Here is a 14,217-nt window from a genome sequence, read left to right as displayed (position 1 = left end):
CCGGTCAGCCCGTGAGCAGGACCCAGTTTTGGCGAACCTGGCGCCGGCGGCCGCAAACGATTGACCAATCTCTGTGGTCGCACGCACTCGCTCACTGCCGCTATGCGCAAACGCTGACAACATCGGATCGCAAACGCCTGCGTGACACTGTCGTCGCTTTTTTGAGCGCGAAGCACATCGATGGCACGGCCGGCTTCGAAATGACAACGCAGACACGCGCGATCGTTGCCTTGAAGGCATGCGTACCGATTCTAAATCTCGGTATGAATTACTACCGAGGATGGAGCGATATCATTATCTATCCCGCCGATTTCCGCGTCCGTGAAGAGTATATGGACGATGCCGGCGTAGTTCATCAGCAAGCACGCGACTTATGCGGACAAGCATTAACGCAGGGACCCATCGTGCTGTCTTGGCAAGCCATCGAAGACGAACGCGATACCATCGACCGCGACGTCGTGATACATGAGTGCGCACACAAGCTCGATATTTTGAACGGAGCGGCCGACGGCTTCCCACCTTTGCCGTCGTCGATGGCGGCACGTCAGTGGACTGATGTTTTTAGCACCGGCTTCGACCACTTTTGCCGCGCCGTCGAAATTGACGACAATACCCCGCTCGATCCCTATGCCGCGGTTGATCCGGCGGAATTCTTCGCCGTACTGAGCGAAACTTTCTTCACCGCACCGTCGATCGTGTACCACGACTTTCCGGCCGTGTATTGTCAGCTGAGCGAGTTTTACCGCCAGGACCCTTACGCATTGCTCGGAGATGGCGAATGATTCCGTTGCGTGATGATGTCCCCTGTCGCACTACGCCGTTCATTACTTGGGCGCTGATCGCTGCCTGCTCGTTGGCGTACTTGTGGCAGATGTCGCTCGGCAAACGTGGTTTTGAAGTGGTCGTCTACAACCTCGGTGTGATTCCAGCGACGCTGCTCGGTGACATACGCTTGCCATCGGAACTCTATGTCGTACCGCCGCTAGTAACGATTTTTACGTCGATGTTTCTGCACGGCAGCTTGATGCATTTGTTCGGCAATATGCTGTATCTGTGGATCTTCGGTAACAACGTAGAAGACGCGATGGGCCATCTGCGGTTCTTGGTGTTCTATTTACTGACCGGGACAATGGCGGCGCTAGTGCAATCGGCAGCGAATATCAGCTCTGCCATTCCCATGGTCGGCGCCAGCGGCGCGATTTCCGGTGTGCTCGGGGCCTACTTATTGTTACATCCGCGCGCACACGTGCTGGTTTTCATTCCACTGGGATTCTTCTCGCAGCTGGTACATCTGCCGGCGATGCTAGTGCTGGGACTGTGGTTTGTACTGCAGTTGGTCAGTTCAGCGTTGGCGGATCAAGCAACGGGCGGCGTTGCTTTCGGCGCGCACATCGGTGGTTTCATCGCCGGTATGGCGCTAATCCCGCTATTCAAGCGCCGCCAAGTACGGTTGCCGGCGCGCTAAAAACTAGTGAAAGTCATCCCAAGCTTTCAACCGACACGCGAGCGAAAGCGCTCCTCGGCCGAGGCCCGCACCGGCTCGATAGCTTTGACGGAACGCATCAACAACTGAACCAATTCGGCTAGCATATAAGCGATTAATAATACCGCGCTGGCAACAGCGACGCCGCTCAATAAAAAGCCGATACCGCCGACAAAGCTTGGGTCGTCGCCCACGTTCGGGAACAACGGATGCATCGCCGGGTTCAATACTTCATCGAGGCCCACGTTAGTGAACCATACGAAGATACCACCCCCGATAGCGACCAGACCCACCAACGCTGCATAAGCTTCCGCCAAACCGCAAATCAAAAACGGGGCGAACCGCAGTGCTATAAACGGCCCCGACGCAACGTTCTCGATCTGTTGCGCGCGAATGAAAAGCACATGGGTGGCGGCATAGACGGCAATGACGAAAATCAACTCGAACAACATACCGCCAAGAATGGCGTTATTGGAGAGATCAAAGATTTTCCTGCCAGCCATGAAAAAAGTCGTCATGCTGAGCAATACAAGAATGACGCCGGTAACCTTGAGTGCTATGGCGACCGCGCGACAGAGGAATCGATCCTGCGACATCAGTCGAAGCACTGGTCGCATGAACAAAAATTTTTCCATGTTGGTAGCCCCCGGCGGGCTGTGCTTATTGTGGTGAAGGAATATACTAATGGCGTTGTCTTGACGCCGCCCATACTATCCGAAATGCATTTTCTGCCCAGCGTTCAACGCTACCATTCGTCGGCTCTAGCCTCTCATGCAGCAGTATCTTGATTTGCTAAGACACGTGCTGGCCAACGGCACACGAAAAAGCGATCGCACCGGCACCGGAACGCTGAGCGTGTTTGGCTACCAGATGCGGTTCGATCTCAATGCCGGTTTCCCGGTGGTCACCACCAAGAAACTGCATCTGCGCTCAATTATTTATGAGCTTCTCTGGTTCTTGCGCGGCGAGACCAATGTGCGCTATCTGCAAGAACACGGTGTCACAATCTGGGACGAATGGGCCAACGCCGATGGCGAACTGGGCCCCGTCTACGGCTCGCAATGGCGCTCCTGGCCCACGCCCGACGGCCGCAAGATCGATCAGATCACGCAACTGATAAACCAGATCCGCGCCAATCCTGATTCACGCCGGTTAATCGTTAGCGCCTGGAATGTCGCCGAGATCGATCGAATGGCATTGCCACCGTGCCATACGTTCTTCCAGTTCTATGTCGCCGATGGTCGGTTATCGTGCCAACTGTACCAACGCAGCGCCGATATCTTCCTCGGCGTACCGTTCAACATCGCGTCCTACGCATTGTTAACGATGATGCTGGCGCAAGTAACTGGCCTGAAGTATGGGGAGTTCGTCCATACCTTTGGCGATACTCATCTTTATCTCAATCATCGGGAGCAAACCGAGCTTCAGCTAACGCGCCCACCGCGAAAATTACCGACGATGCGCCTGAATCCAGCGCGTACCTCGCTGTTCGATTTCGTATATGAGGACTTCGAGCTAGTCGATTACGATCCGCATCCCGCCATCCGCGCACCGATCGCGGTCTAGGAGCTAATGCGTGACATCGGTTCGCCTATCCCTAATCGCCGCCATTGCCGAGAACCGTGTTATCGGTGTGCGCAACACGCTACCGTGGCACTTGCCGGCAGATCTTAAGTATTTTCGCCGACTGACCGTCGGCCATCCCATCATCCTCGGACGACGCAACTACGAATCGATCGGCCGACCGCTGCCGGAACGCACCAACATCGTCATCACCCGCCGCACCGACTACTCCGCTCCCGGTTGCCGCGTGGTGCATACGCTAGAAGCTGCGCTCGCGGCCGCCAACGGCACGAGCGAGATCTTTATCGTCGGCGGCGCCGAGGTTTATGCACAAACACTGGCACAGGCCGACCGGCTTTATCTGACATTCGTTCACGCCGTTGTTCCCGGTGATACCTTCTTTCCCGAATTCGATTTGCGTGAATGGCGCGAGCTTGCACGTGAATATCACGCGGCTGACGAGAAGCACGCGCACGCGTTTAGTTTCGTAACGCTTGAGCGGTTGCGTCCAAAGTGATCAAACAACTGACCATTTTCGGCACGTTGCTGTTCGGCGCGAACGTCAGTGCCAGCGACCTGTACGTCGAACACCCGACCGATTTCCGCTTGAACCTAGCCCGGCACACGCTCGCGCTAAGCGACGGCAGTACTACCTTCGATACCACCGTTGAACAGCTCGGCATCGCCTGGCGCGAGCGCTATGGGCAACGCTTACAGTTCGGCCTGCTCGGCGGTTACACCTATGTCACGCAAACCAACAATCCGGCAACCGCCGGCCTCGATCCCAATGGCTATCACGCCGGCTTGACACTCGACATCGACGTATGGACAACCGACCGCTTGCGGTTGGCTGTCGGTACTGCGTATCTCTATCAACGCGTAAAGCACGAAGAGACCGAGCAAACCGTCGAGCTCGCTTGGTACGAGCCAAGCGCCTACGTTAGCGTGACAGCCGAACTCAGCAGCAATCTGCGCGCCTACGGCGGTACTCGTTACGGCGTAGTCGACGGCGAGCAACGCTTGCACGGCACACAGAACGAAACGCGCACGCTCAAGCGTTCAGCAACCGCTGGCGCGCTCGTCGGACTGGAGCTTCAATTGGAGGAAAACGGATACGTCGGAGTTGTCGGCGAAACCGGATACCACCGAGGCGCCGCCCTATACTTCGGGCGGCGTTTTATGTTTTAAGTGGCTCGGTTACGCAATCTGGGCTGCCAATTCGGCCGCCTGCTTTTTCTGCTGCTCGTTGCCCTCGGCTAGTACCTCATCCAGGATACTGCGCGCGCCGTCGGCATCGCCCATGTCGATGTAGGCCTTGGCTAAATCAAGCTTGGTGGCAGTCTCATCCCAGTGCGCTTCCTGACCCTGTTCGCCCGCACCATTGGCACTCGGTTCGACCGTTTCCACCACTGCCGTCTCCGGCATCGGTGCATCGAGCTCCCATTTGATCTCTTCATCGTTCGCATGGGGAACCGCCAACTCGGCACTTGCGGCGGCTACCACTGGCTCCGACTTGGCTGACTCGAAATCAATAACGTTATCGCCACCGGCGCTGAAATCCATCACACCGAGGTCGTCCGCCGCTTCATTCGTCGGCACCGTTTCCGGGGTGCTCTCACCGAGGTCAAAGTCGAAACTCGCATCAGCCGGCTCAGCCGGCGCTTCGAAATCGATGCCAGCGGCTGTCGGCTCAACCAGTTGTGTCGGCGCACTGGCGGCGGAAAATTCTACTGCCGCTGACGCGGCGGCTTCCGGTATAAAGATGGCCGTCTCATCCGCCGCTGCGGCAACCGGCTCGGTACTCGCCGGCTTGTCGGCAGTGCGCCGATCCGGCGCGCCGCCACGGAACATCGGGTTATCGGGGTTGAGCTTGCGGCCCATCTCCTCGATCTTCTCCCACATCTTGCCACCGCGCCCACCAAGAGACGCATAAAGCTCTTCCGCCAGCGTTTCGAAGCCGTTGACGTCATTACGCTGGTGATAAATCTCAAGCAGCTTTTGCTTTAGTTCTTGGCGATCTGGATTCTTGACGATCGCCTCTTTCAAAATCTCTTCCGCCGTCTCGTCACGACCGTAAGCGAGATAAACCTCCGCTTCGGCGATCGGATCGACTTCATCGGTTTGCATGTGGCCCATGCCAGCCTTGCTGAAGTCGCTCAAGAACGACGTATCGCCGGTCGTTACCGCTTGGCCGGTAGTATCGCCACTGCCGGTCGGCGTTTCTGTGGCAATCGCATCGGAAGCGAGAATGCTTTCCTCGAACTCAGCGATCGAACGCTGGCGGCGACGCAAGTAGACGATCAACAAGCCGCCACCCAATACGACAAACAGGATGCCCAAAATCGGCAATGCCGAGCCACCGAGCACGTCTTCCAGCAACGATGTCATGAAACCTTTTTCGGCGACCGGTTCAGGCGCTGGCTTCGGTACGACCGGCGCTGGTTTAACCAGCGTTTCGGCCTTCGCCGGCTCGGGTGCCGGAGCCACTGGCGCCGGCACCGGTTCGGTCTTTGCGACCTCCGGGGTAGTAGCTGCTTTGGTCTCGGCCGGCTTCTGCGTCTGCTGAGCGAGCGCCTGATTGTCTAGTTCGATCAGACGTTTCTCATTCTTGATCTGTTCGCGTACCTGACCGACTTTATCGGCCAACTCGCGATTTTCGAGCTGCTTCGACTCGAGCGACTCCTCCAAGGTCGAGGCTCGATCGGCCAGCGCGGTACGTTCATCTTTCACCGCTTCGGCACCGCCGGCTTTCGCCGAGTTCTTATCGGCAGCACCGCGCACGATCTTCAACGTATCGTCAGCTGCCTTCGGTTGTCCCTCAGGCGCCGGCACCACTGTCGCCGATTCGGTGGCCGCCGGTGCGGCGGTCGAAGCCGCCGCGGTACTTTCTTCATTCACCTTAAGCGTGTTGCTACCGGCAGCGAGCTTCAGCTTGTATTCCTGCCAGGAATCGTAATGAGCACGAAACTCTCTGCGAGCCTGCACCGTTGCCAACGCTTCGATAACCTCGCGCTCAGGTATCTTTAGAACCTTGCCAGCGCGCAGATTGTTGACGTTGTTGCGGAAGAACGCGTCCGGATTGTTCTTGAAGATCGCCAGGATGACTTGTTCAACGGTCAGTTGTTTGTCGGCGCGGACATTTTCAGCGATAGCCCAAACCGTATCGCCCGCCCGCACCGTCACTTCATGCGGACCGGCAGAGGCCGATGGAGCCGTCGATTCCGCGGACGAGCTTTCCGTCGTCGGCGTCGATTCCGGGGTCGCTGCCGGCGTCTCGGACGGTACCGTTTCGCCGGTATCCGTCGGTTGCGGCGCCGCCTCTTCGGTTTGGGCGGCCGGTGCCGGCACTTCTTGGACGGTAGGTTCGGCAGCAGGCGCTGCGGTCGACACCGACGGCTCCGGTTGAGGTGCAGTTGGCGTCTCGGTTGTTGCCGCTGGTGCCGGCGCGGTTTCGGGCGGCGGTACCGTTTCTACGGACGCCGGCGGTTCGGCTGGTGTAGTCGGCACCTCTACCGCGGCCGGCTTGTTGACCATGTAGGCCGGTGGATCGACCAAGGCGGTGTATTCGCGCACCAAACGCCCACCCGGCCATTCCAGTTGCAGCAGTAAGTGCAGGAATGGTTCTTCGATCGGCTGCTCGGTTTTGAGCTCGAGGAAGTAGTGCCCATCAGGGCGCTTCACCACCTCGAACTTGATAGCGGAGAGAAATGGTAAACGCTCGGCGCCGGCGGCTTCAAAATCGGCGCGCGGTGCGAGCGTGACGTTCAGGCCACGGCGTTCATTGTCGGCGATGGTAGTGAAATCGATTTCGGCTTTGAGCGGCTCGTTGAGCGCAGATTGGACTTTTAACTTGCCCAATCCCAAGGCGAAGCTCGACAGCGGAGATAGTCCTAAGAAAGCTCCCAACACCAACCGGCCGGTGAGCCGTTTTACTTTTAAATAACGCATCTATTTTCCCCGGCGGCGTTCAGACGAAGCCTCCTGTTCGTGTTTAGGCACTAGGAGTTACGTAGTAATAATAGTAAGCGCCTTTATAAATCTCAACTAAGTTCGGCCAACGGAACAGATTGTCGCTTTTCTGCTGACCAAAACCTACCACTAATTACCCGCTCCCCCCGCCTCCGAACAGGGGCAAATAGCACAGGGGGTACTTAGAAGGCGGTACTCCCGCCACAGATTAAAATAAAGAGCCATCGTGGCCCCGCGATATCGCCGCGGGTCACGGTGATCGCCCACGCACAGCGGCGCGGGCGTCGACCCTATTTCGTATAGTCGTTCTTCGCGCCGCTATCAACACGGCGGTACGAGGGTCAAGGATTAACCCTGAAGCAGTATACGCAGCATACGCCGCAATGGCTCGGCAGCGCCCCAGAGAAGCTGATCGCCGACGGTGAAGGCGCTGAGATATTCACCGCCCATGGGCAGTTTGCGCAGCCGTCCGATCGGTACCGCGAGCGTACCGGTAACGGCGGCTGGGGTTAGTTCTTTGATGGTGATGTCGCGCTTGTTCGGAACGACCTTCACCCAATCGTTCGCCGCGGCGAGCATACCGTTGATCTCGTCGAGCGGCACATCCCTGGTGAGCTTAATCGTCAGCGCTTGGCTGTGACAACGCATGGCGCCGATGCGGACACACACGCCGTCCACGGCGATTGGGCGCTTGCTACCGAGGATCTTGTTGGTCTCCGCCATGCCTTTCCATTCTTCGCGGCTCTGACCGTTACCAAGGTCTTTGTCGATCCACGGGATCAAGCTGCCGGCGAGCGGCACGCCGAAATTGGCCGTGGGAAAACGATCGTCACGCAGTGTTCCGGCGACTTCGCGGTCGATATCGAGGATCGCCGAGTTCGGGTCGTCCAACAGCGTCTTTGCCGCCAGATGCACCTCGCCCATCTGCTGCAGTAGCTCGCGCATGTTTTGCGCGCCGGCGCCGGATGCGGCTTGGTAAGTCATCGACGTCAACCATTCGATCAGCCCGTGCTCGAACAATCCGCCGAGCGCCATCAACATTAACGACACCGTGCAGTTACCGCCGATGTAGTTCTTCACGCCGCTCTTGATGGCGCTGTGGATCACATCGAGGTTGACCGGATCAAGGATAATCACGGCGTCATCGGCCATGCGCAACGTCGAGGCGGCATCGATCCAATAGCCTTTCCAGCCGGCGGCACGCAACTTCGGGAAGATCTCGGTCGTGTAGTCGCCGCCTTGGCAAGAAATGATGATGTCCATCGCCTTCAGGTCGTCGATACTTTTCGCGTCTTTTAGCGGCGGCACATCCTTACCGATCGACGGACCCTTGGCGCCCACCTGTGAGGTAGTGAAGAACACCGGCTCGATATGATCGAAATCCCGCTCCGCCTGCATCCGGCCCATCAATACCGAGCCGACCATACCGCGCCAACCAACTAACCCTACCCGCTTCATGTGACCCTCGATAATAAAATAAAGTGGCGCGCGTCGGGCGCGCCTTCGGCTCGCCTCCCTCTCCCAGAGGGAGAGGGAGAACAAGTTCGCTGATGCGATTTACATAAGACCGGCTACTACCGCCTCGCCCATTTGGGCCGCGCCGACGCGCTGCATGCCGTCGGTGTAAATGTCGCCGGTGCGCAAACCGCGGTCGAGCGCCTTCGACACGGCACGCTCAACGCGCTCGGCCAGCACCGGCTGACCCAACGTGTAACGCAACATCATCGCTACCGACAAGATCGTCGCCAACGGGTTGGCGATCCCTTTGCCGGCGATATCCGGCGCTGAACCGTGGATCGGCTCGTACATGCCCTTGTTGGCAGCATCGAGCGACGCCGATGGCAGCATACCGATAGAGCCGGTCAACATGGCAGCCTCGTCCGATAGAATGTCGCCGAACAAGTTGCCGGTGACGATGACATCGAACGACTTAGGCGCGCGTACTAGCTGCATCGCTGCATTGTCGACATACATGTGCGATAGGGCTATGTCCGAATAATCCCGGGCAACACGCTCGACCACCTCACGCCACAACCCCGACGCTTCGAGCACATTGGCCTTTTCCACCGAACACAGTTTCTTGCCACGCTTGCGGGCGGCGTCGAACGCCACCCGCGCGACACGCTCGACCTCATGCTCGGCATAAACCATGGTATTGAAGCCCTGACGCTCACCGTTGGTGAGGGTGCGCACACCACGCGGTTCACCGAAATAAATATCACCGGTCAATTCGCGCACGATCAGGATATCCAACCCGGCGACAATTTCGGGTTTGAGCGACGACGCCGACGCCAATTGCGGATACAGAATCGCCGGCCGCAAATTGGCGAACAGCTTGAGCTCCGAACGAAGCGCGAGTAGCGCCCGCTCCGGTCGGACGTCACGTGGCAAGGTGTCGTATTTCGGCCCACCGACGGCACCGAGCAGTACCGCATCGGCCTGCTGTGCCAGTTTCAGCGTCGCTTCGGGTAACGGGCATTGGTGCAGATCGTATGCCGTTCCGCCGACCGGCGCGGTTTCGAGCTCGATCGACAAGCCGTCGCGCCGTAGATGCTCCAGCACTTTCACCGCTTCCGCCACTACCTCCGGGCCAATCCCATCGCCCGGCAATATCGCAATCTTCTGAGTCATATTATTTCTCGCTAAAGAGCCACGGTGCTTCTTTGGCACGCCGTGCCTCGTAGGCACGAATATCGTCGACATGTTCGAGCGTGAGGCCGATGTCGTCGAGGCCGTGCAACAGGCAATGCTTACGGAACGCATCGATCTCGAAGTGATAAACTGTGCCATCCGCCAGCACCACGCTCTGCGCGGCGAGATCTATCGTCAACCGGTAGCCCGGCGTTGCCTGCGTTTCACGGAACAAACGCTCGACCGCATCGCCTTCAAGCACGATCGGCAGAAAGCCGTTCTTGAAGCTGTTGTTGTAGAAGATGTCGGCGTAGCTCGGAGCGATCACCGCGCGGAACCCATAATCGAGCAATGCCCATGGCGCATGCTCACGCGACGAGCCGCAACCAAAGTTATCGCGCGCCAGCAAAATCTCTGCTCCCTGGTAACGCGGCTGATTTAGCACGAATTCAGGATTAATCCGCCGTTTGCTGTGATCCATGCCGGGTTCACCCGGATCGAGATAACGCCAATCGTCGAACAACGTCGGACCGAAACCGGTGCGCTTGATCGACTTTAGATACTGCTTCGGGATGATGGCGTCGGTATCGACATTCGGCCGGTCGATCGGCGCAGTAAGGCCGGTCATTTTTTCAAACTTTTGCATTAGCTCAACTCCCGTACATCCACGAAGTGTCCGGCAATCGCCGCTGCCGCTGCCATCGCCGGCGACACCAGGTGCGTGCGTCCGCCAGCGCCTTGCCGGCCTTCAAAGTTGCGATTGGACGTTGAGGCACAACGCTCGCCCGACTCGAGCCGATCGGCATTCATCGCCAAACACATCGAACAACCCGGCTCACGCCATTCGAAGCCCGCCTCTTTGAAAATACGGTCGAGCCCTTCCTGTTCCGCCTGTCGCTTCACTAAACCGGAGCCGGGCACGACCAACGCGAGCGTGATGTTCTTTGCAATGTGTTTGCCCTTCACGACCGTGGCCGCCGCGCGCAAGTCCTCGATGCGCGAGTTGGTACAGGAACCGATAAAGATCTTATCGAGAACGATATCGCGGATCGGTGTGCCAGGTTTTAACGCCATGTACTTGAGCGCGTTCTGCATACCGATGCGCTTGGTCGAGTCCGACTCCTTCTCAGGATCGGGCACGCTTGCGTCGATCGCCGCTACCATTTCCGGCGACGTACCCCAGGTGACCTGCGGCTTGATGTCGCTCACCGGCAACACGATCTCGCGATCGAACTTGGCGCCGACATCGGTTTTGAGTTGATGCCACGCTGCCGCCGCTTTGTCCCACAGTGCACCTTGCGGTGCATACGGTCGGCCGCGGAAATACTCGACGGTCTTGTCATCGACCGCGACCATACCGGCGCGGGCGCCCGCTTCGATCGCCATATTGCATACCGTCATCCGACCTTCGACCGTCAATGCCTCGATAGCGCTACCGGCAAATTCGATTGCGTAACCGGTGCCGCCGGCGGTGCCAATATGACCAATGATGGCGAGCACAATGTCTTTCGCGGTCACACCCAGCGGAATCGCGCCGTCGACGCGCACGCGCATGTTCTTCGCTTTCTTCAGGATCAAACACTGCGTCGCCAACACGTGCTCGACTTCGGATGTACCGATGCCGAACGCCAGTGCGCCGAAGGCGCCGTGGGTGGATGTATGCGAGTCGCCGCAAACGACGGTCATGCCGGGCAGGGTCGCGCCCTGCTCCGGGCCGATAACGTGGACGATGCCCTGGCGCGGATCGTTCATACCGAACTCGACGATGCCATTGTCGCGGCAGTTGTCGTCGAGCGTCTCGACCTGCAGCCGCGATACCGGATCGGCGATACCGCGCGAGCGCTCGGTCGTCGGCACGTTGTGGTCAGCGGTCGCCAGGTTAGCAGCGACGCGCCAGAGCTTGCGGCCGGCGAGCTTCAGCCCTTCGAATGCCTGCGGACTCGTCACTTCGTGCACGAGGTGACGGTCGATGTAGATCAAGCACGTGCCGTCATCGTTTTTACGAACGACGTGTGCCACCCAAAGCTTGTCATAGAGAGTTTGGTCAGTCATAGGCGCAAAGCTTAGGACGACCCCATGGATAACACAAATTCATATTTATCATGTGATATATTCCATTAGGTAATGGATATTGTCGCCCTCCAAGTCTTCCGCGCGGTCGCCGAAACCGGCTCATTCTCCATAGCCGCCGAGCGCGTATTCCTCACCCAACCGGCCGTCAGCAAGCGCATCGCCGCGCTAGAACAAGCGCTAAATACCCGCTTGTTCGATCGCATCGGCCGTCGCGCCCACCTGACCGAAGCCGGCCGCGCCCTACTCGAACGCTCGCGCGTTATCCTAAACGAGCTCGAAGACGCCAAACGCTCGCTCGCCAATCTCTCCGGCAAAATCGGCGGCGAGCTATCGCTCGCCACCAGCCATCACATCGGCTTGCATCGCATCCCGGCAGCGCTCAAACGGTTTCATGCGCGCTATCCCAGCGTTCACCTCGACCTGCGCTTCATGGATTCGGAGGAAGCTTGCAACGGCGTTAGTCGCGGCGAGCTCGAGCTCGCCGTCGTCACACTACCGCCGACACCGTTGCCGCAATTGCGCGTGGAACGTATTTGGGAAGACGCGCTCGATATTGTGGTCGCATCGAATCACCCGCTCGCAACATTACGCGAGGTAAACGTGCGCGCGCTAATCGATCATCCGGCGATTCTACCGGGGCCGGGCACCTACACGCGCGAAATTATTCTGAAAGCACTCGGTCCGGCGCGCACGAAGATTCGTGTGGGCATGACGACAAACTATCTCGAAGTGTTGAAGATGCTCGCATCCATCGGTCTCGGCTGGAGCGCACTTCCGCGGACAATGATTGACGCGAGCCTAAAAGTGGTCCAGATTAAAAACATGAGGATTCGACGCACGCTCGGTCTCGTTACCCACGCGAAGCGCACGTTGTCGAATGCCGGCGAAGCCATGGTGCAAATGATTCGAGAAGCGGGATGAAATTCTTCGAGCTCATGCAACAACTGGAAGCACATCTGGGATATCACCAGATCCCGCTCAATGCCGGTGCCACCAACCTAAAAAATCTTTTCGAGTGCAGTCCATTGCATCATGAATTAATGATGCGATTGACGCAGGCGATCTACAGCGGCAATCGTTGCCGCCGGCTCAGCGACAACATCGAACACAATGTGACCTTCGAAGCAATCGGCCCGATCCGGCTGCAGGTGTTGCAATCGCCGCAAACCGATGTCGACCTATTTCGTCTTATCAACGAGCTGTGTGTCATCGTCGATCGCAGTTTCGGCCCGGCCGCACCGCACCGCACCGATGAAGACGTACCGCCGACTAACGCCCAGATCATCGAGCTCGCGCCGTTCCGTCGGCAACGCCGCCTCAAGACTTGGGCTTAAGCCCGATCCACGCCACGACGAATGCCGCCAATGCCGCGGCAGCGGCAATCGCAAACGAACCACTCGGCCCGACACTGCCCCAAGCGTAGCCGCTGTAAAGACTGCCGACCGCCCCACCCAAGCCGAAACTGATACTACCGTACAACGCTTGGCCGCGATGCTGATGACGGCCGGTAAAAAAGCGATGCACGAACTGAATAGCGGTTGCGTGAAACGCGCCGAAGGTCGCGGCATGCAGCGTTTGCGCGAAAACGAGCACGCTGAGCCACTGCGGAAAGTAACCGATCAACAACCAACGCAACGTCGCCAGCAGAAAACTCGCCAACAACACGACGCGCAGCTCGACGCGCTGTAACAAACGCTGCATCAGCAAAAACACGCCGATCTCGCAAACCACACCCAACGCCCACAAGACGCCGACGAGCGTTTCGTCGTAACCGAAATCGGTGAGATAAATCGAATAGAACGTGTAGTACGGCCCATGACTGACCTGCATGAGCACGCCAGCGATTAGAAAGGCGAGCACTTCCGGCCGTAGCAACGCCTGCCGCAACGGCGTCGGCGCCTCCGTCGCCGGCGGCGCGGCGGCTTCAGGCAGCGATAAGCTCGTTAACCAGATACTGATCATCAATGCGAACAGCGCCGGCGGTACCCACGTCGGTCCGTAGTAATCGATCACCACGCCCAGCCCGACGACGGTGACGATGAAACCGAGCGATCCCCACAAGCGAACGCGTCCATACGCGCCGGCGCATCGACCGACTTGATTCATCGTCGTCACTTCCAGCAACGGTAACGACGCGTGCCAGAAGAAACTGAACACCAGCATGACCAACGCAATCCACCAAAAACCACTGCCGAAAAAAATCGCGGCGAACGAAAGCCAGGCGCACAACGTCGACCAACGCACCACCTGCATGCGCCGCTCACGATGATCCGCCAACCAACCCCACACGTTCGGTGCAACGATGCGCGAGAACATAAGAACCGCCATCAGTTGACCGATCGCCACCGGCCCGAAGCCGAGCGACTGGAGATAAAGGCTCCAATACGGCGCGAGCACACCCAGTGCGGCGAAGTAGAAGAGATAAAAGCTGGATAACCGTAGGTAGGTTTTATTCAAGCCTGGCAGGCGCACCACAATCTCCGATGAAATACAGCACT

14 protein-coding genes are annotated in these 14,217 nt (G+C 58.3%); 7 read left to right on the top strand and 7 right to left on the bottom strand.

The genetic code is table 11. The features are described from left to right. The first annotated feature begins 11 nt into the window (after window positions 1-11). Window positions 12-782, top strand: a complete 771-nt coding sequence (locus HY308_13900) for a zinc-dependent peptidase (protein ID MBI3899374.1) — start codon at window positions 12-14, stop codon at window positions 780-782. Next, window positions 779-1,465, top strand: coding sequence for a rhomboid family intramembrane serine protease (locus HY308_13895; protein MBI3899373.1), 687 nt, complete (start codon window positions 779-781; stop codon window positions 1,463-1,465). The genes HY308_13900 and HY308_13895 overlap by 4 nt, the downstream gene beginning before the upstream one ends. Window positions 1,466-1,491: 26 nt before the next feature. On the opposite strand, the gene HY308_13890 is transcribed toward HY308_13895, so the two are convergent. Next, window positions 1,492-2,118: a hypothetical protein gene (locus HY308_13890; protein MBI3899372.1), complete on the bottom strand. Its 627-nt coding sequence runs from the start codon at window positions 2,116-2,118 to the stop codon at window positions 1,492-1,494. Between the two features lie 136 nt (window positions 2,119-2,254). Here HY308_13890 and HY308_13885 point away from each other — a divergent pair, with 136 nt between their 5' ends. The 3 genes from HY308_13885 to HY308_13875 are packed head-to-tail and all read left to right on the top strand — an operon-like array spanning window position 2,255 to window position 4,234. Beyond that, complete coding sequence (locus HY308_13885) at window positions 2,255-3,049, top strand: thymidylate synthase (protein ID MBI3899371.1); 795 nt, start codon at window positions 2,255-2,257, stop codon at window positions 3,047-3,049. A gap of 34 nt (window positions 3,050-3,083) precedes the next feature. After that, on the top strand, window positions 3,084-3,563 hold the full coding sequence (gene folA, locus HY308_13880; protein ID MBI3899370.1) for a type 3 dihydrofolate reductase: 480 nt from the start codon (window positions 3,084-3,086) through the stop codon (window positions 3,561-3,563). Beyond that, the gene (locus tag HY308_13875) at window positions 3,560-4,234 is read left to right on the top strand and encodes a hypothetical protein (protein ID MBI3899369.1); all 675 of its coding nucleotides are present in this window, start codon (window positions 3,560-3,562) and stop codon (window positions 4,232-4,234) included. Before folA ends, HY308_13875 begins: the two co-directional genes overlap by 4 nt. A 9-nt stretch (window positions 4,235-4,243) precedes the next feature. Here the strand turns inward: HY308_13875 and HY308_13870 are convergent, their stop codons facing one another. The 5 genes from HY308_13870 to leuC form a co-directional block, all read right to left on the bottom strand. Further along, the gene (locus HY308_13870) at window positions 4,244-6,994 is read right to left on the bottom strand and encodes a FimV family protein (GenBank protein MBI3899368.1); all 2,751 of its coding nucleotides are present in this window, start codon (window positions 6,992-6,994) and stop codon (window positions 4,244-4,246) included. 369 nt (window positions 6,995-7,363) lie between these two features. Further along, entirely contained in the window at window positions 7,364-8,473 is a 1,110-nt protein-coding gene (gene asd / locus HY308_13865; GenBank protein MBI3899367.1) for an aspartate-semialdehyde dehydrogenase, read from the bottom strand. Window positions 8,474-8,572: 99 nt separating this feature from the next. Further along, a complete protein-coding gene (leuB, locus tag HY308_13860; GenBank protein ID MBI3899366.1) occupies window positions 8,573-9,646 on the bottom strand; it encodes a 3-isopropylmalate dehydrogenase in 1,074 nt (357 codons plus the stop codon). A gap of 1 nt (window position 9,647) precedes the next feature. Next, window positions 9,648-10,292: a 3-isopropylmalate dehydratase small subunit gene (leuD, locus tag HY308_13855; GenBank protein ID MBI3899365.1), complete on the bottom strand. Its 645-nt coding sequence runs from the start codon at window positions 10,290-10,292 to the stop codon at window positions 9,648-9,650. Beyond that, on the bottom strand, window positions 10,292-11,698 hold the full coding sequence (gene leuC / locus HY308_13850) for a 3-isopropylmalate dehydratase large subunit (protein ID MBI3899364.1): 1,407 nt from the start codon (window positions 11,696-11,698) through the stop codon (window positions 10,292-10,294). The genes leuD and leuC overlap by 1 nt, the downstream gene beginning before the upstream one ends. A 72-nt stretch (window positions 11,699-11,770) precedes the next feature. Here leuC and HY308_13845 point away from each other — a divergent pair, with 72 nt between their 5' ends. Together HY308_13845 and HY308_13840 are read left to right on the top strand one after the other, a co-directional pair. Beyond that, entirely contained in the window at window positions 11,771-12,640 is an 870-nt protein-coding gene (locus HY308_13845; protein ID MBI3899363.1) for a LysR family transcriptional regulator, read from the top strand. Continuing rightward, window positions 12,637-13,053, top strand: a complete 417-nt coding sequence (locus tag HY308_13840) for a hypothetical protein (protein MBI3899362.1) — start codon at window positions 12,637-12,639, stop codon at window positions 13,051-13,053. Before HY308_13845 ends, HY308_13840 begins: the two co-directional genes overlap by 4 nt. Here HY308_13840 and HY308_13835 read toward each other — a convergent pair. Further along, window positions 13,037-14,176 carry an MFS transporter gene (locus HY308_13835; GenBank protein ID MBI3899361.1) on the bottom strand — a complete coding sequence of 380 codons (1,140 nt, stop codon included), beginning with the start codon at window positions 14,174-14,176 and terminating at the stop codon, window positions 13,037-13,039. The two genes, HY308_13840 and HY308_13835, sit on opposite strands and share 17 nt — an antisense overlap. Window positions 14,177-14,217 lie beyond the last annotated feature (41 nt).

The sequence above is a fragment of the Gammaproteobacteria bacterium genome (assembly GCA_016199745.1).
In the GTDB taxonomy this organism is placed as follows: domain Bacteria; phylum Pseudomonadota; class Gammaproteobacteria; order Acidiferrobacterales; family Sulfurifustaceae; genus JACQFZ01.
Note: the sequence above shows the minus strand (reverse complement) of the source record. Positions and strands in the feature narration are given on the sequence as shown.

Coding starts and splice junctions, on each gene's coding strand:
- HY308_13870 (MBI3899368.1), bottom strand. CDS start 6,994: ATGCGTTATTTAAAAGTAAAACGGCTCACCGGCCGGTTGGTGTTGGGA.
- HY308_13890 (MBI3899372.1), bottom strand. CDS start 2,118: ATGGAAAAATTTTTGTTCATGCGACCAGTGCTTCGACTGATGTCGCAG.
- HY308_13845 (MBI3899363.1), top strand. CDS start 11,771: ATGGATATTGTCGCCCTCCAAGTCTTCCGCGCGGTCGCCGAAACCGGC.
- leuC (MBI3899364.1), bottom strand. CDS start 11,698: ATGACTGACCAAACTCTCTATGACAAGCTTTGGGTGGCACACGTCGTT.
- HY308_13895 (MBI3899373.1), top strand. CDS start 779: ATGATTCCGTTGCGTGATGATGTCCCCTGTCGCACTACGCCGTTCATT.
- HY308_13840 (MBI3899362.1), top strand. CDS start 12,637: ATGAAATTCTTCGAGCTCATGCAACAACTGGAAGCACATCTGGGATAT.
- HY308_13885 (MBI3899371.1), top strand. CDS start 2,255: ATGCAGCAGTATCTTGATTTGCTAAGACACGTGCTGGCCAACGGCACA.
- leuD (MBI3899365.1), bottom strand. CDS start 10,292: ATGCAAAAGTTTGAAAAAATGACCGGCCTTACTGCGCCGATCGACCGG.
- asd (MBI3899367.1), bottom strand. CDS start 8,473: ATGAAGCGGGTAGGGTTAGTTGGTTGGCGCGGTATGGTCGGCTCGGTA.
- leuB (MBI3899366.1), bottom strand. CDS start 9,646: ATGACTCAGAAGATTGCGATATTGCCGGGCGATGGGATTGGCCCGGAG.